The organism is Thauera aminoaromatica (assembly GCF_000021765.1).
In the GTDB taxonomy this organism is placed as follows: domain Bacteria; phylum Pseudomonadota; class Gammaproteobacteria; order Burkholderiales; family Rhodocyclaceae; genus Thauera; species Thauera aminoaromatica.
In genome coordinates, this window is record NC_011662.2 from 2,987,763 (window position 1) to 3,012,391 (window position 24,629).

The window sequence follows — 24,629 nt, forward strand, 5'->3', positions numbered from 1 at the left end:
TGTTCTGCGGGCGGTTTTCGCCCGCGCCAAGCCCGCGATTTTACTTTAAATGAAGCCTCCCCGCGTCGATCGCCTGCAAACCGTCGCCTGGACCGCGACCGGCGCCGCCCTCGTCGCCCTGCTCTGGCTGCTCGGACCCATCCTCACCCCCTTCGTGGTAGGGGCGGTGTTCGCCTACATCTGCGACCCGGCGGTCAACTGGATGGTCGCGCGCCGCGTGCCGCGGGCACTGGCGGTGCTGCTGGTGATCCTCGCGCTCGGCCTGCTGCTGATCGCGCTCGCGCTGATCCTGGTACCGATGGTCTATCGCGAGGGCGTGCTGCTGGTGCGCCGCCTGCCCGAGCTGGTGCAGATGTTCAACCTCAACGTCGCGCCGCTGCTCGAGGCCCGCCTCGGCGTAGACATCAGGCTCAACGCCGAACAGTTCCAGCAGCTGATCGCCGACAACTGGACGAGCGCGCAGGAACTGGTGCCGGCGGTGCTCGCCCACCTCAAGACCGGCGGCATGGCGGTGCTCGGCTTCCTCGCCAACGTGGTGCTGATTCCGCTGGTGATGTTCTACCTGCTGCAGGAGTGGCCGCGCATCCTCGACGAGCTCGAGCGCATCGTGCCGCGCCCCTGGGTCGACGGCACCAAGCGCGTCCTCGGCGACATCGACTCGGTGATGTCCGAGTTCCTGCGCGGCCAGCTCTCGGTGATGCTGCTGCTGGCGGTGTTCTACAGCGCCGGCCTGTGGCTGGCCGGGCTCAACTTCTGGCTGCCGGTGGGCGTGCTCACCGGCCTGCTGGTCTTCATCCCCTACGTCGGCTTCGGCGGCGGGCTGATCCTCGCCATCGTCGCCGCGCTGCTGCAGGCGCAGGGCTGGCCGCCGCTGGCCGGCGTGGCAATCGTGTATGCGCTTGGTCAGGTCGTCGAGAGCTTCGTGCTCACGCCCTACCTGGTGGGCGAACGCATCGGCCTGCACCCGCTCGCGGTGATCTTCGCGCTGATGGCCTTCGGCCAGCTCTTCGGCTTCGTCGGCGTGCTGGTCGCGCTGCCGGTGAGCGCCGCGCTGCTGGTAGGCCTGCGCGAGGTGCGCGAGGCCTGGCTCGCCAGCCCGGTGTATCTCGGCACGCAGCCGCGGCCGATCATCGCGAGCGAGCGCGAGCGCCCATGAAGCAGCTCGTCCTCGACATCCGCCCCGACGCCCCGCCCACGCTCGAGAACTTCGTCGCCGGCGCCAACGCCGAGCTGGTCGCCACCGTCTCGCTGCTCGCCTCGCCCGCCACCGCCGAACAGCTCCCGGCGCGCCACATCTACCTGTGGGGCGCGCCGGGCAGCGGACGCAGCCACCTGCTGCGCGCCGCGGTCGACGCCGCGCGCGCCGCCGGCCGGCCCGCCCACCTGCTCGCCGCCGCGACCGTCGAGGACCACCTGCCCGAGACGCCGGGCGCACTGCTCGCGATCGACGACGCGGACCAGCTCGGCGCCGCCGCGCAGATCGCGCTCTTCAACGCCTTCAACCGCGCCCGCGCGAACGGCCAGTCGCTGCTGCTGTGCGGCCCGGCCGCCCCGCTCGGCCTGGCGCTGCGCGAGGACCTGCGCACCCGCATCGGCCAGAGCCTGATCTACGAGGTGAAGCCGCTCGACGACGACGCGCGCGCGGAGATCCTCACCACCCTGGCGGCGCGGCGCGGCCTGCGCCTGGCCGACGAGGTGGTGGATTTTCTGCTGCGCCACGGCCGCCGCGAGCTCTCCAGCCTGCGCGAGGTGCTGGACGCGCTCGACCGCGCCTCGCTCGAGCACAAGCGCCCGATCACCCTGCCGCTGCTGCGCGACATGATCCAGCAAGGGCTGGAAATCTGACCCCGCGGGGCCGCCGTCCGACGCGCGTCACGCCCTCTTCGAATCCTCATCCAACCGATCCATCTTGCGGAGCCCGATCGTGAATCTCGTCCTCTTCGACCTCGACAACACCCTGCTCGCCGGCGACTCCGACTTCGCCTGGGCGCAGTTCCTCATCGGCAAGGGCGTGCTCGACCGCGAGGTGCAGGAAGCGAAGAACATCGCGTTCTACGAACAGTACAAGGCCGGCACGCTCGACATCTTCGAATTCCTCGACTTCCAGCTCGCCCCCCTCGCCCGCCACCCGCGCGCGCAACTCGACGCCTGGCACTGCGAGTTCATGGCGCAGTCGATCCGTCCGATGATCACCGCCAAGGCGCGCACGCTGGTGCGCGAGCACCTCGACAGCGGCGCCCTGGTCGCGGTGGTCACCGCCACCAACGCCTTCGTCACCGGTCCGATCGTGCGCGAGTTCGGCATCCCGCACGTGGTGGCCACCATCCCCGCACAGCAGGACGGTGCCTTCACCGGCAAGCCGCGCGGCATGCCGGCGTTCAAGGCGGGCAAGATCGAGCGCGTCGACGCCTGGCTGGAGTCGCTCGGCCTGCACATGGGCAGCTTCGAGCACAGCTGGTTCTACAGCGATTCGCACAACGACCTGCCGCTGATGCAGCGCGTCACCGACCCGGTCGCGGTCGACCCCGACGACACCCTGCGCGCCCATGCCGAGGCCGCCGGCTGGCCGGTGATCTCGCTGCGCTGAACTGGTCGTTGATCTCGCTGCGCTGAAGATTCGCGACTTGCGTCGCTCCTACACCACCCCGCACCCGCCGACGCTCATCGCCTCCCGCACCGCCGATCGCGACTTGCGTCGCTCCCACATCGCGGCTCCGAGTGCGCGACGGTTCGCGTGGGAGCGACGCAAGTCGCGATCGCAGCCGCCCCGAAGACGCACCGGTTTCCCGTGGGGGCGACGCAAGTCGCGATCGCCACCGCCCCGAACACGCACCGGTTTCCCGTAGGAGCGACGCAAGTCGCGATCGCAGCCGCCCCGGAAGCGCGCAGCTTTGCCGCAGGCGGGACGCGAGTCGGGAGTGCCATTTTGCCGAATCCCCACCGCTCCCCTCCGCCTTCGCGCAGCGTACGGACGTTTCGATCGGTTATCATTGCGCGCTTATGCAAGCACGACTCCTTTCCCGATGATCCGCAAGCTGCTGCGCAAGGTTTTCAAGCGCCCGGCCACCCCCGCACGCCACGAACCCGCCCTCATTCCCGTCGAACGCCACGGCATCCGCCGCGAGCAGCTGTCGCCGGCCGCGCGCAAGGTATGCGCGGTGCTGCAGGAGAAGGGCTTCAAGGCCTTCGTCGTCGGCGGCGCGGTGCGCGACCTGCTGATCGGCCACCCGCCCAAGGACTACGACGTCGCCACCAGCGCCACACCCGAGGAGGTGCGCGCCGCCTTCCGCCGTTCGCGCATCATCGGCCGGCGCTTCAAGATCGTGCACGTGATGAGCGGGCCGGAGACCATCGAGGTCTCCACCTTCCGCGCCAGCCAGGACGCCGAGAGCGCCGACACCGACGAGCACGGCCGCGTGCTGCGCGACAACGTCTTCGGCAACCAGCAGGAAGACGCCACCCGGCGCGACTTCACGGTCAACGCGCTGTACTACGATCCCGGCACCGAGACCATCGTCGACTACCACCACGGCGTCGCCGACATCCAGCAGAAGACCCTGCGCATGATCGGCGACCCGCGCACGCGCTACCGCGAGGACCCGGTGCGCATGCTGCGCGCGGTGCGCCTGGCGGCCAAGCTCGGGCTGACCATCGACCCCGCAGCGCGCCAGCCGATCCGCGAGATGGGCCCGCTGCTCGAGAACGTGCCGGCGGCGCGGCTCTTCGACGAGATGCTCAAGCTGCTGTTCTCCGGTCACTCGCTGAAGTGCCTGCAGCAGCTGCGCGCTGAAGGCCTGCACCACGGCCTGCTGCCACTGCTGGACGTGATCCTCGAGCAGCCGATGGGCGAGCGCTTCGTCACCCTGGCACTGGAGAACACCGACGAGCGCGTGCGCGAGGACAAGTCCGTTTCGCCCGGCTTCCTGTTCTCCACCCTGCTCTGGCACGAGGTGCTGAAGACCTGGGACAACAAGAAGGCCGCCGGCGACCATAGCCAGCCCGCACTCTTCGAGGCCATGGACGAGGTGCTCGACGCCCAGGCTGGCAAGCTCGCCATCACCCGCCGCATCGCCGGCGACATCAAGGACATCTGGGCGCTGCAGCCGCGCTTCGACAAGCGTGCCGGCAAGGCGCCCTACCGCGTCATCGAGCAGCCGCGCTACCGCGCCGGCTGGGATTTCCTGCGCCTGCGCGCGCAGGCCGGCGAGATCCCGATGGAGATCGTCGACTGGTGGGACGACTTCGCCCACGCGGGCCCCGACCAGCGCGAGGCCCTGCTGCGCCAGGCGCCGCCCGACGCCGCACCCGCGGCGAAGAAGCGCCGCCGGCGCAAGCGCAAGCCGGCCGGCGAGACCCCCGCGGCGGCGGACGCCGCCGTCGTCGATCCGTCCTGAGCGCTCGAGCTTGGTCCGCGCATACGTCGCCTTCGGCGCCAACCTCGGCGACCCGGCCGCCGCGTTCTTCGAAGCCGTGCAGCGCCTCGATGCGCTGCCCGGCACGCGCGTCGTCGCGCGCTCCTCGCTGTACCGCAGCGCCCCGGTGGGCGTGGCCGGCCAGCCCGACTACCTCAACGCGGTGATCGCGCTCGACACCGCGCTCGCGCCGCGCCCGCTGCTGGAGGCCCTGCTCGCGATCGAGCACGACAGCGGCCGCCGCCGCGACTTCCCGATGGCGCCGCGCACGCTGGACCTCGACCTGCTGCTGTACGGCGACGCGGTGATCGACGAGCCCGGCCTGCAGGTGCCCCACCCGCGCATGCACGAGCGCGCCTTCGCGTTGCTGCCGCTGGCCGAGATCGATCCCGCCGCCAGCATTCCCGGCCGCGGCGCGGTCGCGGCGCTGCTGCCCGCGCTCGCCGGCCAGGCGATCGAACGCGTGCCCACCCCCGCCGACAGCGCCCGCCACCCCTGACCCGCTCGCCACCGACCCGCCCTCCGTCCGCCCATGGCCGCCTGGATCCAGTCCGTCAGCTCGATTCCCGTGTGGATGCAGACCGCGCTGCTGCTCACCGCCTCCAACGTGTTCATGACCTTCGCGTGGTACGGCCACCTGAAGAACATGCAGACGAAGGCCTGGTATGTGGCCGCACTGGTGAGCTGGGGGATCGCGCTCTTCGAATACCTGCTGCAGGTGCCCGCCAACCGCATCGGCGCCACCACGCTCAGCCTCGCCCAGCTCAAGATCATGCAGGAGGTGATCACCCTGCTGGTCTTCGTGCCCTTCGTCGTGCTCTACATGAAGCAGCCGCTCAAGCTTGACTACCTGTGGGCCGCCTTGTGTATGCTCGGCGCGGTGTATTTCATCTTCCGCAACTGACGCACGCTCACCGGAAAGGCAGCCCAGCATGCTCGACAAGGCCCGCTACATCGTCGTCGAAGGCCCGATCGGCGCCGGCAAGACCTCCCTCGCCCGCCGTCTGGCCGACCGCCTCCAGGCCGAGGCGGTGTTCGAGCAGGCCGAGCTCAACCCCTTCCTCGGCCGCTTCTACCAGCAGTCCGAGCGCTGGGGCCTGGCGACCCAGCTCTCCTTCCTGTTCCAGCGCATCGACCAGCTCTCCACGCTCGGCCCCATCGAGGGCGAGCGTCGTGTGGTGGCCGACTTCCTGTTCGACAAGGACCACCTCTTCGCCGAGCAGAACCTGTCGCCCGACGAACTCGCGCTCTATCGCCGCGTGCATGACGGCCTGCAGCCCGCCAACGCGCCCCGTCCCGACCTGGTGATCTACCTGCAGGCGCGCCCCGACACCCTGATGGAGCGCATCCGCAAGCGCGGCCTGGATGCCGAGCGCCGCATCACCGAGCTCTACCTCGAGCAGGTGGCCGAGCGCTACACGCGCTATTTCTACCAGTACGACGCCGCACCGCTCTTCATCGTGGATGCCGGAAAGCTCAACCCGGTCGACCGCGACGAGGACTTCGAACTGCTGCTCGAACGCCTGCGCGAGATGCGCAGCTACCGCGAGTTCTTCGGCTACGCGGATTGAGCGCAGTCGGCGGGCGCGCGCCGACGATGGCTGCCCGTGCCCGGCACGGGCCGCGAGGCTTGTGCAATGCACCAGTTTGGCCGACACTGCCGCCTCCCAACAGGAGCGATGAATGAGCTATCTCCAGGACCAGAAGCCCGTCACCCTCTTCGAACTCGGCAAGATGCGCGCCGAAGGGCGCAAGATCGCGATGCTCACCGCCTATGACGCGAGCTTCGCCGCGCTCCTCGGCCGCGCCGGCGTCGATTCCATCCTGATCGGCGACTCGCTCGGCAACGTCCTGCAGGGACAGAAATCCACCCTGCCGGTCACCCTCGAGCAGATGGCCTACCACACCGAATGCGTGGCCCGTGCCGGGGCGCGCCCCTTCGTCGTCACCGACATGCCCTTCGGCAGCTACCACGAGAGCCGCGAGCAGGCCATGCGCAACGCCGCCCGCCTGATGGCCGCCGGGGCGCAGATGGTCAAGCTCGAAGGCGGCGAGTTCATGGCCGAGACCGTGCGCTTCCTCGTCGAGCGCGGCGTGCCGGTGTGCGCGCACATCGGCCTCACCCCGCAGGCGGTGCATCAGCTCGGCGGCTATCGCGTGCAGGGCCGCAGCGAGGAAGGCGCGGCGCGCCTCAAGGCCGACGCGCTCGTGCTCGAGCAGGCCGGCGCCGCACTGATGGTCATGGAAATGGTGCCCGCCACGCTCGCCGGCGAGATCACCGCCAGCCTCTCCAGCATGGCGACGATCGGCATCGGCGCAGGCGCCGCCTGCGACGGCCAGGTGCTGGTGCTGCACGACCTGCTCGGCGTGTTCCCCGGCAAGACGGCGCGCTTCGTGCGCAACTTCATGGAAGGCGCGGCGAGCATCGAGGAAGCGGTTGCGCGCTACGCGGCCGCGGTCAAGGACGGCAGCTTCCCCGCTCCCGAGCACTGTTACTGAGCCCGCGTCGCGCACGCGAGGAACCGCAAATGCAGATCCACGAAAACATCGACAGCCTGCGCGCCGCACGCGCGGGCGCCGGACGCGTCGCCTTCGTGCCCACCATGGGCAACCTCCACGAGGGCCATATCGCCCTGATGCGCCAGGCGCGCGAACACGCCGACTGCGTGATCGCGAGCATCTTCGTCAACCGCCTGCAGTTCGGCGCCGGCGAGGACTTCGACCGCTATCCGCGCACCTTCGCCGCCGACTGCGAGAAACTCGCCGCCGCGGGAGTCGAGCACCTGTTCGCGCCCGACGAGTCGGTCATGTACCCGCAGCCGCAGCGCTACCACGTCGATCCTCCCGCAGAGCAGGTGTCGATCCTGGAGGGCGAGTTCCGCGCCGGCCATTTCCGCGGTGTCGCCACCGTGGTCATGAAGCTCCTCAACATCGTGCGCCCCGAGGTCGCGCTGTTCGGCAAGAAGGACTACCAGCAACTCATGGTGCTGTCGAACATGGTGCGCGAACTGGCGATGCCGATCGAGGTCGTACCGGGTGAGACGGTGCGTGCCGAGGACGGCCTCGCGCTGTCCTCGCGCAACGGCTACCTGAGCGCGGACGAGCGCGCGCGCGCGCCCCTGCTGCATCACCTGCTCGCAGGCATCCGCGCCGCGGTGCGCACCGGCGAGCGCGACTTCGCGCGGCTGCAGGCAGACGCGATGGCCCGCTTGAGCGCAGCAGGATGGGCGCCCGACTACGTCGCCGTGCGCCGCCGCCTCGACCTGCAGCCGCCGGTGCAGGAAGACGACGTGCTCGTTGTGCTCGCCGCGGCGAAACTTGGCCGCACCCGGCTGATCGACAACCTGGAAATCTGAAGCGGGAGGCTGGATCCGGGTTCGCCCGCGCTTGCATCGGCGGACGGATCTGGTTAAAAACCGTAAAACCCGCAAATAAAGGCCCGGCCGCGACCTGCGGCGCGCATTTCAACGAAGAAGGGGGAGTGGAAAGATGATGACGACGGTAAAACAGATCCTCGAGGCGAAAGGCAGCACCTTCCATGCGGTGCGCCCGACCGACTCGGTCTTCGACGCGCTGTCGCTGATGGCGCAGTTCGACATCGGCTGCGTGCTGGTCACCGACAGCGACAAGCTGGTCGGGATCTTCACCGAACGGGACTATGCCCGCAAGGTCGTGCTCAAGGGGCTGGTGTCGCGCGATGTGAAGGTCGGCGACCTGATGACGCCCAACCCTTACACGGTCGGCCTGACGGGCACGGCCGACGACGTGATGGCGACGATGACCGCCAAGCGCTTCCGCCACATCCCGGTGGTCGAGGAAGGCAAGGTGCTCGGCATCGTGACGATCGGCGACATGGTGAAGTCCATCGTCACCCAGCACGAGAAGACCATCAAGCAGCTCGAGAGCTACATCGCCGGCGACCTCGCCGCGGAGTGAGCCGCGCGGCGACATCGCCGCCGAACAAGCAGACGCCGGAGCCGACGGGAGTCGGGTCCGGCGTCGTCGTCTGCGGGATGCGTCGCGGGGCGCGCGGGAAGGCTGCGCCAGCGCGGCCCGGAAGCGCGCTCATCGCGACTTGCGTCGCTCCCACAGAAACCCCTCGGCTTTCGAGCCGCGCCGTGGGCGCGACGCAAGTCGCGATTGCTGTGGTCGAGTTGCGCCGGCGCGGCCCCCCGGCGCATGGATCGCGACTGGCGTCGCGCCTACGAACCCCCTCGGGTTGTCGAGCCGAGCAGACGCCTCGCGGCTCACTCCCCCACCGCCTTGCCGACGATCTCGGCCACGTCCGCCGACAGCCCCGGCGTGGCTAGCACGCGTTCGAGCTGCGGGCGGATGCTGGCCTGCAGCGCAGGCGTGAAACGACGCCAGTTCTCCAGCGCGCGGGCCATGCGGGCGGCGACCTGCGGGTTGCGGGCGTCGAGCGCGATCACCTGCTCGGCCCAGAAGGCGTGGCCGCTGCCGTCGGCGGCGTGGAACTCGCCCGGGTTGGCGCGGAAGAAGGTGCCCAGCAGGGCGTAGACCTTGTTCGGGTTCGACAGGCTGAAGGCGGGGTCGCTGAGGAGCACGCGCACGCGCGCCAGCGCCGGCTCGGCGGCCTCGTCCCAGCGCCAGGCGCCCGCCTGCAAGGCGAACCACTTGTCGAGCACGAGGGCGTCGTCGCGATGGCGGTCGTGGAAGGCCTGCAGCGCGGCGGTGCGCGCCGGGCTCGTGCTGTGCACCAGCGCGGCGAGCGCGCCGAAGCGCTCGGTCATGTTGGTGGCGGCGGCGAAACGCGCCTCGGCCCGCGCCAGGCCCTCGGCCACGCCGGCGGCGGCGAGGTAGCGCAGGGCGAGATTCACCAGCGCGCGACGGCCGGCGTCGCCCGGGTGGTAGCGATATTCACCCGCTACCTGCAGGCGCTCGACCACCTCCAGCCAGTCGGCGGCGAGGGTGGCGCCGAGCGCGCGCATCATGCGCACCAGCGCGCCGCGCAGCGCGGCGGGATCGGCGGGCGACATGCGCTCGAGCAGATAGGCCTCGCCCGGCAGCGCGAGCGCCTGGGCGCGGAAGGCGGGGTCGAGCGCGGCGTCGTTCAACAGGGCGCGGAAGGCGCGGACGAAGGCCTCCGGCACCGTCGCCGCGGGGTCGGCCGCGAGCGCCAGTGCGACGCGCTCGGCGTAGCGCTGCGCGGCGTCCCAGCGGTTGCAGGGGTCTGCGTCGTGCGCCATGCGGAAGGCCAGGCGCGCATCATCCTCGTCGAGTTCGAGGATCACCGGCGCGGAGAAGCCGCGCAGCAGCGAGGGCACCGGCTCGGCGGCGAGGCCGACGAAGCGGAACACCTGCGCCTCCTCGGTCAGCTTCAGTACGCGCGTGGTCGCCCCGGCCTGGGCCTCGCCCTCGAGCCGCAGCGGCAGGTCGCGCCCGTCCGCACCGATGAGGCCCAGCGCGACCGGAATTACCAGCGGCAACTTGACGTGCTGGCCGGGCGTGGCCGGGGTCGATTGCGCCAGGGTCAGCGTGTAGCTGCCGTCGGCCGCGTTCCACTCCCCGCTCGCCTTCACCCGCGGCGTGCCGGCCTGCTCGTACCAGCGCATGAACTGGTCGAGGTCGAAGCCGTTGTTGGCCTCGGACATGACCTCGACGAAGTCGTCGCAGGTCACCGCCTGGCCGTCGAAGTAGCTGAAGTAGAGGTCCATGCCGTTGCGGAAGCCCTCCTGCCCGAGCAGGGTGTGCAGCATGCGGATGACCTCGGCGCCCTTCTCGTAGACCGTGGCGGTGTAGAAGTTGTTGATCTCCTGGTAGCTGTCGGGGCGGATCGGGTGCGCCATCGGCCCACCGTCCTCGGGGAACTGCGCGGCGCGCAGCACGCGCACGTCGTCGATGCGCTTGACCGCGCGCGCCGAGGCCGCCCCCTCGGGGCCGGCCGCGCGCGCCAGCATGTCGGCGGAGAACTGCTGGTCGCGGAAGACGGTGAGGCCTTCCTTCAAGGTGAGCTGAAACCAGTCGCGGCAGGTGACGCGGTTGCCCGTCCAATTGTGGAAGTACTCGTGCGCGACCACGCTCTCGACGTTCTCGTAGTCGAGGTCGGTGGCGGTGTCGGGCTTGGCGAGGATGAACTTGGTGTTGAAGATGTTCAGCCCCTTGTTCTCCATCGCGCCCATGTTGAAGTCGGCCACGGCGACGATCATGAAGCGGTCGAGGTCGAGCTCCAGGCCGAAGGTCTCCTCGTCCCAGCGCATCGAGTGCACCAGCGAATCCATCGCGTGTTCGACGCGGTCGAGGTTGCCCTCCTCCACCCACACCTGCAGCAGCACCTCGCGGCCCGACATCGTCTCGACCTTGCGTTCGAACGCGACCAGCTTCGCCGCGACCAGCGCGAACAGATACGAGGGCTTGCGGAAGGGATCCTCCCACTTGGCGTAGTGGCGCCCACCCGGCAGCAGGCCCGCGTCGACCAGGTTGCCGTTGGAGAGCAGCACCGGGCAGGCCTCGCGGTCGGCTTCGAGCGTGACGGTGTAGCGCGCCATCACGTCGGGACGGTCGGGGAAACAGGTGATGCGGCGGAAGCCCTCGGCCTCGCACTGGGTGAAGAAGCCGCCGTTCGACAGGTAGAGGCCCGAGAGCGTGGTGTTGGCGCGCGGATTCACCCGGGTGACGACCTCGACCACGACGCGATCGCCCGCAGCGTCGATCTCGATGACGCCGCCGTCCTCGCGCAGCGCTTGCGGGGCCTGGCCGTCTACGCTCAGCGACACGCGCTCGAGCGCCTCGCTCCATAGCCGGATCGGGCCGTCGGCGGCGTCGCGCTTGCGCACGCAGGACATTCGGTTGGTGACCAGGGTGGCCTCGGGGTCGAGGCGGAAGTGCAGGTCGACGGTCTCGACCGTCCACGCCAGCGGCCGGTAGTCGGCGCGCTGGATCGTCGGGGCATGTTCGGTTTTCATTATGTTCTCCATCGGCGCCTCGCGGGCGCGGCAAGGGCGCGAGTGTACGCCCTGGCGGGCGAGCCGCACAGGGCGGGCATGCCTGGCGCAAAGCTGCGGTCAGGACCGGTCAGGACCGGTCAGGACGACGGGACCACGGCGCGAGCGGCGCCAGGCTGCCCGCGGCGCGGCTCAGTCGGGCTTGCGGTCGCAGACCAGCACATCGGCCGTCGAACGCGCGAGAACGTGCTTGGTGACGCTGCCGAGCAGCATTTCGCCGAGCAGGCCGTGGCCGCGCTTGCCGATCACGATCAGGTCGCAATCCTGTTCCTGCTCCTGCTCGAGGATCTGTGTCGTGGCCTCGCCGTGGACCACGATGCGGCGCACGCGGTTCTCGTCCACCCGCGCGCGCGCGACCAGCTCGTTCATCTGCGCACCCGCCTCGCGACGCGCGTTGACGCGCAGCGAGGACAGCGCGCTCTCCTCCACGCCGGCATAGCGCAGCTTGCCCTCGAAGGGCACCTCGAAGGCGTGCAGCAACACGAACTCGGCCTGCGGGGCCACGCGCCGCGCGAACTCCAGCGCCTCGAGCGCGCGTGCCGAGAAGTCCACCGGCACGAGCACGCGGCGATAGGGCTCGTGGGCGATCTGCTTGACCACCAGCATCGGGCGCACGGACTTGCGCAGCACGCGCTCGGTGGTGGAGCCGATCAGCAGCTCGCGCATGAAGCCTGCGCCGCGCGCCCCCATCACCAGCAGGTCGGCGTCGATCGCCTCGGCGTGGGCGACGATCTCGCCGAGCACGCCACCCACCGCCAGGTGCAGCTCGGGCGTCACCCCGTGGCGCTTGTGCATCTCGGCGGCGAGCGCTTCGACCTCGCCGCGCACCTCCTCGAGCAGCTTCTCCTGCAGCCCGACGGAGTCGGTGTCGAGCAGCTGGCGCAAGGTGTCGAGCGCGCCGGAATTGACCACGTGCTGCAGCGACACCCGCGCACCGAGCTCGGCCGCGAGCAGGCAGGCACGGACCACGGCATGACGGGCGAGCGCCGAGAGGTCGGTGGGGGCGACGAGGGTGCGGATCGGGTTCATCGTTCGGTCTCCTGGGGCCGGTCGGGCGCGTGCGCCCGCGGGCTCGCCGCGGGCTGCGCGGCGGCCGGATCCTGCGCCGGCGTTGCGGACTGCGTGCCGGCAGCTGCGGGTGCGTCCGTGCGATGAGCGTCCTCGTAGGCGATCTCCGCCGCGAAAGCGCGCGCCGCGTAGTCGGCCGCATCGTTGAAGGGGTTGAGCACGCGCTCCACCCCGGCAGCGCCGAGCGCGGCGCCATGGATGTCGTCACGCACCACGCCGGCGATGCGGCCCTTGAAGCCGGCCTCGCCGAGCGCATGCAGGAAGGCGCGGTTGGAATCCCACTGCGGGAAGGTGGTCACCACCCAGCGCGCATCGGCGAGCGGCAGGGATTCGAGGAAGCCGGGGTCCTCACCGTCGCCGAAGCGCACCGGCAGGCGCTGACGGCGCAGCTGGCGGACGATCTCGGGGTCGAAATCGACGCCGATCACGGCGATGCCGGCCTGGCGGAGCTGGCGCATCAGGCGCGCGCCATAGCGGCCGAGGCCGAACACCACGATGTCGGGCTGCCCCGCCGCCCTGCCCTGGCGCTCGACCGCGAGCTCGCGGAAGGGGCGCGCGCGCTCGAACACGCCGAGCAGCGGCGCGAGGCGCTCGTAGAGCGGCTGCGAGTACAGGATCATGTAGGTGGACACCATGATCGTGACCAGCCCGACCAGGGTGGTGAGACCGAGCGCCTCTACACCGACGTGACCAAGGGTGATGCCCATCGCCACGAACACGATTGAGAACTCGCTGATCTGCGCCACGGTGAGGCCGGCAAGGAAGCCGGTGCGCTTGCGGTAGCCCATGTAGCCCATGATCGCCATGACGATCAACGGGTTTCCGATCAACACGAAGAGCGACAGGATCACCGCCGGCCAGAGCTCACCGCCGAGCGTGGAGAAATCGAGTTTGGCACCGAGGTCGACGAAGAAGAACAGCAGCATGAAGTCGCGGATGCCGGTCAGGCGCGCGTTCATCGCCTCGCGGTAGCTCGTCGAGGCGAGCGAGAAGCCGGCCAGGAAGGCGCCCGCCTCCTTGCTGAAACCGGCCAGCTCGCCGAGCGCGGCGAGCCCGGTGCCCCAGGCGATGGCGAAGATCAGCAGCAGCTCCTGCGTGCGCGCCATCGCGTGCACCAGCCAGGGCAGCACGTAGCGCATCAGCACGAACATCAGCATGCCGGCGCCCACCAGGCGCAGCGCCAGGTGCCCGGCCACGGCGAGGATGGCGTCGTCGCCGTGGCCGCGCAGCGCGCTCATGGTCATCATCGCCAGCACCACGGCGACGTCCTGCACGATGAGGAAACCCACCGCGATGCGCCCGTGCAGGGAGTCGAGCTCGCGCTTGTCCGAGAGCAGCTTGACCACGATGATCGTGCTGGAGAAGGTCAGCGCCACCGCGACGTAGAGCGCGTCCATCAGGCTTTTGCCCATCAGCACGATGATGAGGAAGCCGAACACGATGGTGAAGCCGAGCTGGCCGAGGCCGGTGGCGAGCGCGACCGGGCCGATGTGGCGGATGTGATGCAGGTCGAGCTTGAGCCCGACCACGAAAAGCAGCACGGTGACACCGATCTCGGCGAGCAGGGCGACCTCGTCGTGCGCGGTGACGATGCCGAACACCGCCGGGCCCACCAGGATGCCGACCACGATGTAGGCGATCAGCACCGGTTGGCGGAGGCGCACCGCGAACGCTCCGGCCAGGGCGGAGACGATCAGCAGCACGGCGAATTCGGCGTAGGGCCCGTGGGCCAGCATCCCGGCCATCGTTCGATCCTCGTGTCACCCGGCGAGACACCCGGATACGGGGGCGCGCGGAGCGGAACCAAAGCCTTCGCACGAATGGTACCCGATCCGCGCCGCCAGGGCCGGCGGACGAAAAGGCGCGCGCGGAAACTCGGGAAAGCGCCGGATCAGGCCTTCGCGGGTGCGGGCAGCAGCACGATGCAGGTGCCGGCCAGGCGGTCGTGGAGGAACTGGCGGTCGCGATCGACCAACGCCCACGCCAGGCCGATGCCGCCCAGCAGCACCGAGGGCCAGGCGAGCGCATAGCGCAGCCAGCAGCGCCCGAGCGAGGCAATGCGCCCGTCCGCACCGGTGACGATCTTCAATCGCCAGGTCTGCATCGCGAGGGTCTGCCCGCCGCGCCGCCAGTACCACACGAAATACCCCCCGAGCACGCCGAACACGTGCAGCCAGAGCAACCAGCCGGGCGGGGCGAACCCGGCGGCGATGCCGAGCATCAGGTAGGGAACGAGGAAGGTGAGCGCGAGCACGCCGAGCATCAGCATCGATTCGTACAGCATCGAAGCGAGGCGCCGGCGCAGTCCGGCAAGCTCGGCGGAGGGGCGGTCGGCTGGGCCTGCACCGGCCGTGTCCTTGAGGGAGGAAGCATCCCGTGCCGGGGGCTGGGCGGCGCGCGCCCCGTCGGGGACGGCCTTGCCGGCCCGGCTCTTGCTGCGCGTCATGAGTCGATCCAGGCCGCCGCATGGCGGCGGCGCAAAAAGGGAAAACGGTAGGGGAACCGGGGAGGAGCGCGTGCGCGAGGACCTGCGCTGCGGCCGCCGGCGGCGGGATCGGGATCGCGGCCCCGCAGGACAACGTCAATCGCGCGCGCGTCGCCGCATGCGCTCCCGGCCACCGCCTGCAGCCTTGACCAAACCGCAAGCGGCCGGTAACGTTCTGCGTTTATCCAAACCCCAATAGAGCGAGTTCGCGATGGTGCTGTCCGGAGCCGAAATTGTAATCAGGTGCCTGCAGGAAGAAAAGGTCGAGTACGTCTTCGGTTACCCGGGCGGCGCGGTCCTCTTCCTCTACGACGCGCTCTTCCAGCAGGAAACGGTCCGCCACGTGCTGGTACGCCACGAGCAGGCCGCCGTGCACGCCGCCGACGGTTTCGCGCGCAGCACCGAGAAGGTCGGCGTCGCGCTGGTGACCTCCGGCCCGGGTGCGACCAACGCCGTCACCGGCATCGCCACCGCCTACTGCGACTCGATCCCGATGGTGATCATCTCCGGCCAGGTGCCGGTCGCCGCGATCGGCCAGGACGCCTTCCAGGAAGTCGACACGGTCGGCATCACCCGCCCGTGCGTCAAGCACAACTTCCTCGTCAGGGACGTGCGCGACATCGCCGCGACGATGAAGAAGGCCTTCCACCTCGCCCGCACCGGCCGCCCCGGCCCGGTCCTGGTCGACATCCCGAAGGACGTGTCGATGCAGCGCTGCGAGTACGAGTACCCGAAAGAGATCTCGATGCGCTCGTACAACCCGGTGACCAAGGGCCACTCGGGCCAGATCAAGAAGGCGGTGCAGCTGCTGCTCGAAGCCAAGCGCCCGATGATCTACACCGGCGGCGGCGTGGTGCTCTCCAACGCGGCCGAGCAGCTCGTCAAGCTCACGCGGCTCCTCGGCTACCCGATCACCAACACCCTCATGGGCCTCGGCGGCTACCCCTCGAGCGACCGCCAGTTCCTCGGCATGCCGGGCATGCACGGCACCTTTGAAGCCAACATGGCGATGCACTACTCCGACGTGCTGCTCGCCGTCGGCGCCCGCTTCGACGACCGCGTGATCGGCAATCCGGCGCACTTCGCCGAAGAGCCGCGCAAGATCATCCATGTGGACATCGATCCCTCGTCGATCTCCAAGCGCGTGCGCGTCGACACTCCGATCGTCGGCGACGTCAAGGAAGTGCTCGACGAGATGATCCGCCAGATCGAATCCGGCGAGGCGCGCCCCAACCCCGAGGCGCTGGCCTCGTGGTGGAAGCAGATCGAGCAGTGGCGCGAGCGCAAGTGCATGGTCTACAAGAACTCGGACGAGATCATCAAGCCGCAGTTCGTGATCCAGAAGCTGTGGGAAGTCACCGGTGGCGACGCCATCGTCACCTCCGACGTCGGCCAGCACCAGATGTGGGCGGCGCAGTACTACGGCTTCGACAAGCCGCGGCGCTGGCTCAACTCGGGCGGCCTGGGCACGATGGGCGTGGGCATGCCCTATGCCATGGGCGCCAAGCTCGCCAACCCCGACATGCAGGTGGCCTGCGTGACCGGCGAGGCTTCGATCCAGATGAACATCCAGGAGCTCTCGACCTGCAAGCAGTTCCGCCTGCCGATCAAGATCTGCAACCTCAACAACCGCTACCTGGGCATGGTGCGCCAGTGGCAGGAGCTGTTCCACGGCGGGCGCTACTCCGAGTCCTACATGGACTCCCTGCCCGACTTCGCCAAGCTGGCCGAGTCCTACGGCCACGTCGGCATCCGTGTCGACCGGCCGGCCGACGTCGAGGGTGCGCTGCGCGAGGCCTTCACCACCCACAAGGACGAGCTCGTGTTCCTCGATTTCCAGATCGACCAGACCGAAAACGTCTATCCGATGGTGCAGGGCGGGAAGGGTCTCACCGAGATGATCCTGTCGGCCGAAGACCTTTGATCGCCTCCTACCGAATCCGGAACACATCACCATGCGTCACGTCATTTCCCTCCTGATCGAAAACGAATCCGGCGCGCTGTCGCGCGTGTCCGGCCTGTTCTCGGCGCGCGGCTACAACATCGAATCGCTGACCGTGGCTCCGACCGAGGACTTCTCGATGTCGCGGATGACCATCGTCACCACCGGTTCCGACGAGATCATCGAGCAGATCACCAAGCAGCTGAACAAACTGGTCGAGGTCGTCAAGGTCGTCGACATCTCCGAGGCCGCCCACATCGAGCGCGAACTCATGCTGGTCAAGGTGCGCGCCACCGGCAAGGACCGCGAGGAGATCAAGCGCACCGCCGACATCTTCCGCGCCCGCATCATCGACGTCACCGACGCCTCCTACGTCGTCGAACTCACCGGCAACCAGGGCAAGCTCGACGCCTTCATCGGCGCGATCGACCCGGCACTGATCCTCGAGACCGTGCGCTCGGGCGTCTGCGGCATCGGCCGCGGCGACCGCGTGCTCAAGGTCTGAGCTCCCCCCTCCCCCGCTCCACATCGAACCAAAGGAAAGACATGAAGGTTTACTACGACAAGGACGCCGACCTCTCGCTGATCAAGGGCAAGCAGGTCACCATCGTCGGCTACGGCTCGCAGGGCCACGCCCATGCCCAGAACCTGCGCGACTCCGGCGTGAATGTCACCGTCGGCCTGCGCAAGGACGGCAGCTCGTGGGCCAAGGCCGAGGCCGCCGGCCTGGCCGTCAAGGAAATCGGCGAAGCCGTCAAGGCCGCCGACCTCGTCATGATCCTGCTGCCGGACGAGACCGCGCCCCAGGTCTATCGCGACGACATCGAGCCGAACATCAAGAAGGGCGCCGTGCTCGCCTTCGCCCACGGCTTCAACGTGCACTACAACCAGATCGTGCCGCGTGCCGATCTCGACGTCATCATGGTCGCCCCCAAGGGCCCCGGCCACACCGTGCGCTCCGAGTACCTGCGCGGGGGCGGCGTGCCGACCCTGATCGCGATCTACCAGGACCGCTCGGGCAAGGCCAAGGACATCGCCCTGTCGTACTCCGCTGCCAACGGCGGCACCAAGGGCGGCGTGATCGAGACCAACTTCCGCGAAGAGACCGAGACCGACCTCTTCGGCGAGCAGGCCGTGCTGTGCGGCGGCGCCGTCGAGCTGGTCAAGATGGGCTTCGAGACCCTGGTGGAAGCCGGCTACGCCCCCGAGATGGCCTACTTCGAGTGCCTGCACGAGCTCAAGCTGATCGTCGACCTGATGTACGAGGGCGGCATCGCCAACATGAACTACTCGATCTCGAACAACGCCGAATACGGCGAGTACGTGACCGGGCCCGAGGTCATCAACGAGCAGTCGCGCGCTGCCATGCGCAACGCGCTCAAGCGCATCCAGACCGGCGAGTACGCCAAGATGTTCATCCTCGAGGGCAAGACCAACTACCCGAGCATGACCGCCTACCGCCGCCTCAACGCCGACCACCAGATCGAGAAGGTCGGTGGCCAGCTGCGCGACATGATGCCGTGGATCAAGGCCAAGGCCCTGGTCGACAAGTCGAAGAACTGATCGCCCCGGCGTTCGGTCCAAGGGCCGGTACCGCACTCGCGGTGCCGGCCTTTTTCATTGCTGCGCCCGATCGCCCGCGCAAGCGCACGCACCGCAGGATCGTCATGCGGCGGCGCGGGCGCTTTTGCAGCCGGCACGGCGCGCGCGTACGCTAAAATGACGATCCTGGAATCCACGGAGGCGACGCCCAAGGTGCCCGATAACGAACACGCCCCGCTGCCCTTGTCCGACAAGCGCCGCCGCGGCATCTACATCCTGCCGAACCTGTTCACCACCGCAGCGCTGTTCGCCGGCTTCTATGCGATCGTGCAGGCGATGAACCAGCGCTTCGAGTACGCCGCGGTGGCGATCTTCGTCGCCATGGTGCTCGACGGCCTCGACGGCCGCATTGCCCGCCTCACCAACACCCAGAGCGAGTTCGGCGCCGAGTACGACTCGCTCTCCGACATGGTCTCCTTCGGCGCCGCACCGGCGCTGGTGATGTACGAGTGGGCGCTGCAGGACCTCGGCAAGCTCGGCTGGGTCGCCGCCTTCATCTACTGCGCCGGGGCCGCGCTGCGCCTGGCACGCTTCAACACCAACATCGACGTGGTCGACAAGCGCTACTTCCAGGGCCTGCCCAGTCCCGCGGCGGCGGCCCTGGTCGCCGGCATGGTGTGGGTGGGCATCGACAACGGCTTCGCCGGCAACGAGCTGCGCTGGTACGCCGCGGTGCTGACCATCTTCGCCGGCGTCTCCATGGTCAGCAACGTGCTGTTCTGGAGCGGCAAGAGCATCAACCTGCGCAAGAGCGTGCCCTTCATCGTGCTGATCGCGCTGGTGCTCGCCTTCGCGCTCATCTCCAGCTACCCGCCCGGCATCCTCTTCGGCCTCTTCCTCGCCTACGCCGGCTCGGGCTACGTGGTCGCCGCGCTGCGCTGGCGCCGGCGCCGCACCCATCGCGCCGAACCCGCCGCACCCCAGGCGGCCGCGTACACCGCACAAGCCGGCGACGCCGCCGCCGCGCCCGTCGAGGGCGCTTCATCCGACCCCGGGAGCAAGCCATGAAAGACAAGCTGATCATCTTCGACACCACCTTGCGCGACGGCGAGCAGAGCCCCGGCGCGTCGATGACGCGCGACGAGAAGCTGCGCATCGCCCGCCAGCTCGAACGCATGCGGGTCGACGTCATCGAGGCCGGCTTCGCCGCCGCCTCCAATGGCGACTTCGAGGCGGTGCGCTCGATCGCCGAGGCGATCAAGGAATCCACCGTGTGCTCGCTGGCGCGCGCCAACGAGCACGACATCCGCCGCGCCGGCGAGGCCATCCGGCCGGCGGCGCGCGGCCGCATCCACACCTTCATCGCCACCAGCCCGATCCACATGGAGAAGAAGCTGCGCATGACGCCCGATCAGGTCGTCGAGCAGGCGGTCAAGGCGATCGGCTGGGCGCGCGAATACACCGACGACGTCGAGTTTTCCGCAGAGGATGCCGGCCGCTCCGAGATCGACTTCCTGGTGCGCATCTTCGAGGCCGTGATCGACGCCGGCGCGAAGACCATCAACGTGCCCGACACGGTCGGCTACAACGTCCCCGAGCAGTTCGCCGCCACCGTGCGCACGCTGATCGAGCGCGTGCCCAACTCGGACAAGGTGGTGTGGTCGGTGCATTGCCACAACGACCTCGGGCTGGCCGTGGCCAACTCGCTCGCCGCGGTGCGCACGGGCGCGCGCCAGGTCGAGTGCACCATCAATGGCCTGGGCGAGCGCGCGGGCAACGCATCGCTCGAAGAGATCGTCATGGCGGTGCGCACCCGCGCCGACATCTTCCCGGTCGAGACCGGCGTCGACACCACGCAGATCGTCCCGGCCTCGAAGCTGGTTTCGCAGGTCACCGGCTACCCGGTGCAACCCAACAAGGCCATCGTCGGCGCCAACGCCTTCGCGCACGAGTCCGGCATCCACCAGGACGGCGTGCTCAAGCACCGCGAGACCTACGAGATCATGCGCGCCGAGGACGTCGGCTGGGGCGCCAACAAGCTCGTGCTCGGCAAGCTCTCCGGTCGCAACGCCTTCCGCGCCCGCCTGCAGGAGCTCGGCATCGAGATCGAGAGCGAGGAGCACCTGAACCAGGCCTTCGCGCGCTTCAAGGAGCTCGCCGACCGCAAGTCGGAGATCTTCGACGAAGATCTCACCGCGCTGATGCGCGACGAGGCGGTGACCCCGGCGCCCGAGCAGTACCGCCTGGTGTCGACCCGCTTCCACTCCGAGACCGGCGAGACGCCGGTGGCCGAGATCACCCTGTCGATCGGCGGCGCCGAGAAGCACGCCCGTGCCAACGGCTCCGGCCCGGTGGACGCCGCCTTCAAGGCGATCGAGACGGTGGCGACGACGGGAAGCGAGCTGCTGCTCTACTCGGTGAACGCGATCACCAGCGGCACCGACGCCCAGGGCGAGGTCACCGTGCGCCTGTCGCGCGACGGCCGCGTGATGGACGGACAGGGCGCCGACACCGACATCATCGTCGCCTCGGCCAAGGCCTACCTGAACGCGCTCAACAAGCTGCACGTGGGAGCCGAACGGCTCAACCCGCAGGTATGAGGGCGTAAGGCGTCAGGAGCGAAGGGCGGGTGCGGAACTTGCCGACCCCGCCCCGCCCGCCTCACTGCGCGCGGGAGGGAGCCGTCGCACGGGCATGCAGCATCGTGCTGGTGAACAACACGACCGCGAGGAAGACCTCGACGAGGGCGAACACGCCGGTGAGCCCGGGGTCGGTGGCGCGCAGCACACCCTCGGTGAAATACAGCAGCGACAGCATCGACAGCCACTGCGAGGTGTAGCGGCGGCCGCGCAGCACGCCGAACACCGCCGGCAGAAGCGGCAGCGCCTTCAGCATCATCCACGAGCCGCCCGGACGCAGCGGGGCGAGCCAGCCCTCCCAGATCACGCACAGCGCGATCAGCGCCAGCAGCGCGACGCTCGACACCACGCTCAGCATGCGCGCGTTCATCGCGACCCCGCCAGGCGCATCGCCACCTCGGCAAGGCGCCGGCCCTGCGCCTGCGCGAGCGCGATCTCCTCTGCGCTCGGCGCAGAATCGCCCTCGCTCCCGGAGACATGACTCGCGCCATAGGGCGTGCCGCCGCTGCGCGTCTCGCCGAGCGCCGGCTCGGAGAACGGCAGGCCGAGCACCAGCATGCCGTGATGGAAGAGCGGCAGCATCATCGACAGCAGCGTGCTCTCCTGCCCGCCATGCAGGCTGGACGAGGACGTGAACACGCAGCCCGGCTTGCCCTCGAGGGCGCCGTTGAGCCAGGCACCGGCAAGTCCGTCGAGGAAGTACTTCATCGGCGCCGCCATGTTGCCGAAGCGCGTCGGGCTGCCGAGCGCCAGGCCGACGCACTCCTCCAGGTCGGCGACCTCGACGTAGGGCGGCCCGGACGCCGGGATGTCGTCCTCCACCGCCTCGCACACGGCGGACACCCGCGGCACCGTGCGCACCCGCGCCACCGCGCCCGGCACCTGATGGATGCCGGCGGCGATGTGCTCGGCGAGCGCGCGCACCGAACCGCGGTGGCTGTAGTAGAGGACGAGGATTTCGTGCATCGGATGCCAGTTCCGGAAGGGGAGCGGATTATATCGCGCGGCGTCGCCGGCCACCCGCAGCCCGAAGGCGCACGCGGGCAATGCGCTCAGATCGGATAGGGATCGATCTCGTACTGGAAAAGTTCGACGCTCGGCGTCTGCAGGTCGAGCCCGAGCGCGCGTGCCTGGGCGACATAGACCGTCTGCGTCCCGCGTACGAAGACGAAGCGGCGCGAGGCGTAGGTGCCGGCGACCGCGAGCATCGCCGGATGGCGGCGCAGCGGCTCCATGATCGGCAGCGCGAGCGCGGGCGAGAGCTGCTGCACCGCACGCCCGCGAAAGCCGACCATGACCGGATGGAAGGACTGCCCGATGATCTGCAACCCGACCTCCACCTGCCCCGGGCAATCGCTGCGCACCCAGCGCACGATGCACACCGACCAGGCCTGCTCGGGCTTGCGCCGCAGGGCCAGCGCGCCGCCCGCCTCGATCTCGCCGCGCACGCCGGCCACACTCATGATCGCAAGGCCGCCCGGGCTTTCGTTGAGGACCATCCACTCCTGCAGCAACGCAGGGTCATCCCTTCCCCCACTGCCCAGATCCCACACCGATTGCAGGCCGATCCCGACCTGAACCACGTATTGATGCTGGCGCCGCGGCTGCCCCCGCACCGGCGCCGCCATCCAGTGGCTGCGAAGGCGGCGCAGCAAGGCCACCGTCTCGAGGGGTGAGAGGCCAGGCGGAAACAGCGCCTCCTCGGCATCCAGCGACTCGACTTCGCCCTGCATGCCCGCGAGTTCTGCCGCGGTCATGCGCGCCGTCACCCACTCTATGCACTCGCCCAGCTTCTGCGCCATCGGGCGCGGATTGAAGCTCCACAGATCGCCGCCGAGCACCGACTCCGAGGGCGCCGGCCGCCGCGCCACGGATTGCGGCCCCAGGTCGGCGCCGAGGTCGATCCACCACGCCGATGCGCTCGTGTCGCCGGTGCCGCGCGCGAGCACCGCGGCGCCGAGAACACGCGCATCGAGAAAGTCGTACAACCAGGCGATCTCGCGGCCGGTAAGCCCCTCGGGCTGTGCGACCGCGACGGCCAGCAGACGCAGGTAGGCACAGCGCAGGGGATCGTCCGCGGCAGCCGCGGCAACCTCATGGTGCGCCGCGAAGTCGTGCGCCAACCGCCAAGTCCCCGCGGGAGGCGCAGCCGCCGCCAGCGCGCTCAGCACGAAGATCTCGGTCACCACGCCGATCGCGTATTCGCAGAGCTCCGCTCCGCCCCCCGGCCGCGCCCTTCCGGCGCGCCCGGCTGCAGCCGAGACGGCCGTGGCGACATCGAGCGCGAGCACGCACAACTGCTCGTTCGCCTCGAACAGCGGCACGTCCACCGGGAGCTGTCTCGCGAGCAGCAAGGGCCGCAGCCGGCCACCGATGTCGCCCATGCGCTCGGCCAGCGCGCACAACAACGCGTCGCTCGTCGCCGGACCGGCAGCGGTGCCGCCAAAAGCGTCGTGCATGCGCGCTCGCAGCGCGGCGAGGTCATCCTCCACGGCGTCTGCAGGCTCGCTGTCGAGCCAGCGCAGCAGCGACTGCTCGGCATCGGACGGTGTCGAAGGCGCTTCCATGGTCCCCGGAGAAACATTGCTCGGGTCACATTCTATCCCCATCCCGCGCACACACGCCGCAACACTGCGGACACCCGGCGCCGGTACGCGGAAGATGTCGAGGAATCGCTCGTCGGCCGCAATAAAACCTTGTCCGCGACGGGCGACTCCCCTATAATCCGCGGTTTTTCGCATCCACCGATCAGGAACATCCAGATGGTCGTCATTCGCCTTGCCCGTGGTGGCGCCAAAAAGCGCCCGTTCTTCAACATGGTCGTTGCCGATTCGCGCAACCGCCGCGACGGTCGCTTCATCGAGCGCGTCGGCTTCTACAACCCGATCGCCTCGGGCGCCGAGAAAGGCCTCGTGATCAACGCCGAGCGCCTCGCCTACTGGCAGCAGAACGGCGCCCAGCTCTCGCCCACCGTCGCTCGCCTGGTCAAGCAGGCCGGCACGGCCGCGGCCTGATCGACTTCGATCAGCGGCCGAGCGGCGCATGATCGTACTGGGGCGCATCGTCGCCCCTTTTGGCGTTCAGGGCTGGATCAAGATCCATCCCTTCGGTGACGACCCCGCCTCGTGGCGGAATATGTCGCACTGGTGGCTGTGCAGCGACGACGACGCGCCCGCCGAGGCGTGGAAGCAATACACGTTGAGCGCCTGCCGGCCGCACGGCAAGGGGCTGGTGGCCGCACTGGCCGAGATATCCGACCGGGGCGCCGCCGAGGCGATCGACGGCTTCTACATCGCCGCGCCGCGCGAGGCGCTGCCCAAGCCTGCCGAGGGCGAGTACTACTGGGGCGACCTCGTCGGCCTGGCGGTCGAGAACGAGGCGGGTGAAGCGATGGGCACGGTCGCAGGGTTGATCTCGACCGGCGCGCACGACGTGTTGCAGGTGCGTGAAGGCGAAGGTGAAGAGGGGGTCGAACGCCTGATCCCCTTCGTCGCCGCCTACGTGCTCGACGTCGACCTGGCCACGCGGCGCATCCGGGTCGCCTGGCAGAAAGACTGGTAACACGGGACTGTGGAAGGC

Annotated in this window: 24 protein-coding genes; 17 read left to right on the plus strand and 7 right to left on the minus strand. The window is 69.3% G+C overall.

The window, feature by feature from the left end; genetic code table 11:
- Positions 1-49 precede the first annotated feature (49 nt).
- The 10 genes from TMZ1T_RS13160 (at position 50) to TMZ1T_RS13205 (ending at position 8,348) form a co-directional block, all read left to right on the plus strand.
- Positions 50-1,156: an AI-2E family transporter gene (locus TMZ1T_RS13160; protein WP_004322815.1), complete on the plus strand. Its 1,107-nt coding sequence runs from the start codon at positions 50-52 to the stop codon at positions 1,154-1,156.
- On the plus strand, positions 1,153-1,845 hold the full coding sequence (gene hda / locus TMZ1T_RS13165; protein ID WP_012585660.1) for a DnaA regulatory inactivator Hda: 693 nt from the start codon (positions 1,153-1,155) through the stop codon (positions 1,843-1,845). The genes TMZ1T_RS13160 and hda overlap by 4 nt, the downstream gene beginning before the upstream one ends.
- Positions 1,846-1,924: 79 nt before the next feature.
- The gene (locus tag TMZ1T_RS13170) at positions 1,925-2,587 is read left to right on the plus strand and encodes a histidinol-phosphatase (protein ID WP_004300571.1); all 663 of its coding nucleotides are present in this window, start codon (positions 1,925-1,927) and stop codon (positions 2,585-2,587) included.
- A 436-nt stretch (positions 2,588-3,023) separates the two neighbouring features.
- Entirely contained in the window at positions 3,024-4,394 is a 1,371-nt protein-coding gene (gene pcnB, locus TMZ1T_RS13175) for a polynucleotide adenylyltransferase PcnB (protein WP_004300569.1), read from the plus strand.
- A gap of 10 nt (positions 4,395-4,404) precedes the next feature.
- Entirely contained in the window at positions 4,405-4,911 is a 507-nt protein-coding gene (gene folK, locus TMZ1T_RS13180; protein WP_004300567.1) for a 2-amino-4-hydroxy-6-hydroxymethyldihydropteridine diphosphokinase, read from the plus strand.
- A gap of 33 nt (positions 4,912-4,944) precedes the next feature.
- Complete coding sequence (locus tag TMZ1T_RS13185; protein ID WP_004300565.1) at positions 4,945-5,316, plus strand: DMT family protein; 372 nt, start codon at positions 4,945-4,947, stop codon at positions 5,314-5,316.
- Between the two features lie 28 nt (positions 5,317-5,344).
- Positions 5,345-5,983 carry a deoxynucleoside kinase gene (locus TMZ1T_RS13190; protein WP_004300563.1) on the plus strand — a complete coding sequence of 213 codons (639 nt, stop codon included), beginning with the start codon at positions 5,345-5,347 and terminating at the stop codon, positions 5,981-5,983.
- 112 nt (positions 5,984-6,095) lie between these two features.
- Complete coding sequence (panB, locus tag TMZ1T_RS13195; protein ID WP_004300561.1) at positions 6,096-6,911, plus strand: 3-methyl-2-oxobutanoate hydroxymethyltransferase; 816 nt, start codon at positions 6,096-6,098, stop codon at positions 6,909-6,911.
- Between the two features lie 29 nt (positions 6,912-6,940).
- A complete protein-coding gene (gene panC, locus TMZ1T_RS13200; protein ID WP_004300559.1) occupies positions 6,941-7,768 on the plus strand; it encodes a pantoate--beta-alanine ligase in 828 nt (275 codons plus the stop codon).
- A gap of 133 nt (positions 7,769-7,901) precedes the next feature.
- Positions 7,902-8,348 (plus strand): CBS domain-containing protein, encoded by a 447-nt coding sequence (locus TMZ1T_RS13205; protein ID WP_004300557.1) that lies wholly within the window; start codon positions 7,902-7,904, stop codon positions 8,346-8,348.
- A gap of 311 nt (positions 8,349-8,659) precedes the next feature.
- On the opposite strand, the gene pepN is transcribed toward TMZ1T_RS13205, so the two are convergent.
- The 4 genes from pepN to TMZ1T_RS13225 form a co-directional block, all read right to left on the minus strand.
- Positions 8,660-11,335, minus strand: coding sequence for an aminopeptidase N (gene pepN, locus TMZ1T_RS13210; protein ID WP_004300555.1), 2,676 nt, complete (start codon positions 11,333-11,335; stop codon positions 8,660-8,662).
- A gap of 171 nt (positions 11,336-11,506) precedes the next feature.
- Entirely contained in the window at positions 11,507-12,403 is an 897-nt protein-coding gene (locus tag TMZ1T_RS13215) for a universal stress protein (protein ID WP_004300553.1), read from the minus strand.
- Positions 12,400-14,187: a cation:proton antiporter gene (locus tag TMZ1T_RS13220; RefSeq protein ID WP_004300551.1), complete on the minus strand. Its 1,788-nt coding sequence runs from the start codon at positions 14,185-14,187 to the stop codon at positions 12,400-12,402. The genes TMZ1T_RS13215 and TMZ1T_RS13220 overlap by 4 nt, the downstream gene beginning before the upstream one ends.
- Before the next feature lie 146 nt (positions 14,188-14,333).
- Positions 14,334-14,888, minus strand: coding sequence for an RDD family protein (locus TMZ1T_RS13225; protein ID WP_004300550.1), 555 nt, complete (start codon positions 14,886-14,888; stop codon positions 14,334-14,336).
- A gap of 250 nt (positions 14,889-15,138) precedes the next feature.
- Here TMZ1T_RS13225 and TMZ1T_RS13230 point away from each other — a divergent pair, with 250 nt between their 5' ends.
- The 5 genes from TMZ1T_RS13230 to TMZ1T_RS13250 all read left to right on the plus strand — a co-directional run bounded on the left by TMZ1T_RS13230 (position 15,139) and on the right by TMZ1T_RS13250 (position 21,011).
- Positions 15,139-16,851, plus strand: coding sequence for an acetolactate synthase 3 catalytic subunit (locus tag TMZ1T_RS13230; RefSeq protein WP_004300548.1), 1,713 nt, complete (start codon positions 15,139-15,141; stop codon positions 16,849-16,851).
- A 31-nt stretch (positions 16,852-16,882) separates the two neighbouring features.
- Positions 16,883-17,374, plus strand: coding sequence for an acetolactate synthase small subunit (gene ilvN, locus TMZ1T_RS13235; RefSeq protein ID WP_004300546.1), 492 nt, complete (start codon positions 16,883-16,885; stop codon positions 17,372-17,374).
- Positions 17,375-17,415: 41 nt separating this feature from the next.
- Positions 17,416-18,432 carry a ketol-acid reductoisomerase gene (gene ilvC / locus TMZ1T_RS13240; protein ID WP_004300544.1) on the plus strand — a complete coding sequence of 339 codons (1,017 nt, stop codon included), beginning with the start codon at positions 17,416-17,418 and terminating at the stop codon, positions 18,430-18,432.
- Between the two features lie 156 nt (positions 18,433-18,588).
- Positions 18,589-19,479 (plus strand): CDP-diacylglycerol--serine O-phosphatidyltransferase, encoded by an 891-nt coding sequence (pssA, locus tag TMZ1T_RS13245; RefSeq protein WP_004300542.1) that lies wholly within the window; start codon positions 18,589-18,591, stop codon positions 19,477-19,479.
- Positions 19,476-21,011 (plus strand): 2-isopropylmalate synthase, encoded by a 1,536-nt coding sequence (locus TMZ1T_RS13250; protein WP_004300541.1) that lies wholly within the window; start codon positions 19,476-19,478, stop codon positions 21,009-21,011. The genes pssA and TMZ1T_RS13250 overlap by 4 nt, the downstream gene beginning before the upstream one ends.
- 61 nt (positions 21,012-21,072) lie before the next feature.
- Here the strand turns inward: TMZ1T_RS13250 and TMZ1T_RS13255 are convergent, their stop codons facing one another.
- The 3 genes from TMZ1T_RS13255 to TMZ1T_RS13265 all read right to left on the minus strand — a co-directional run bounded on the left by TMZ1T_RS13255 (position 21,073) and on the right by TMZ1T_RS13265 (position 23,791).
- Positions 21,073-21,420: a DUF2069 domain-containing protein gene (locus tag TMZ1T_RS13255; protein WP_004300539.1), complete on the minus strand. Its 348-nt coding sequence runs from the start codon at positions 21,418-21,420 to the stop codon at positions 21,073-21,075.
- Positions 21,417-22,016: an NAD(P)H:quinone oxidoreductase gene (gene wrbA / locus TMZ1T_RS13260; RefSeq protein ID WP_004300537.1), complete on the minus strand. Its 600-nt coding sequence runs from the start codon at positions 22,014-22,016 to the stop codon at positions 21,417-21,419. The genes TMZ1T_RS13255 and wrbA overlap by 4 nt, the downstream gene beginning before the upstream one ends.
- Positions 22,017-22,102: 86 nt before the next feature.
- Positions 22,103-23,791 (minus strand): hypothetical protein, encoded by a 1,689-nt coding sequence (locus tag TMZ1T_RS13265; protein WP_261788939.1) that lies wholly within the window; start codon positions 23,789-23,791, stop codon positions 22,103-22,105.
- Positions 23,792-23,812: 21 nt separating this feature from the next.
- On the opposite strand from TMZ1T_RS13265, the gene rpsP reads away from it, so the two are divergent.
- Together rpsP and rimM are read left to right on the plus strand one after the other, a co-directional pair.
- On the plus strand, positions 23,813-24,064 hold the full coding sequence (rpsP, locus tag TMZ1T_RS13270; protein ID WP_004300532.1) for a 30S ribosomal protein S16: 252 nt from the start codon (positions 23,813-23,815) through the stop codon (positions 24,062-24,064).
- A 28-nt stretch (positions 24,065-24,092) separates the two neighbouring features.
- On the plus strand, positions 24,093-24,611 hold the full coding sequence (rimM, locus tag TMZ1T_RS13275) for a ribosome maturation factor RimM (RefSeq protein ID WP_004300530.1): 519 nt from the start codon (positions 24,093-24,095) through the stop codon (positions 24,609-24,611).
- Positions 24,612-24,629: the final 18 nt, after the last annotated feature.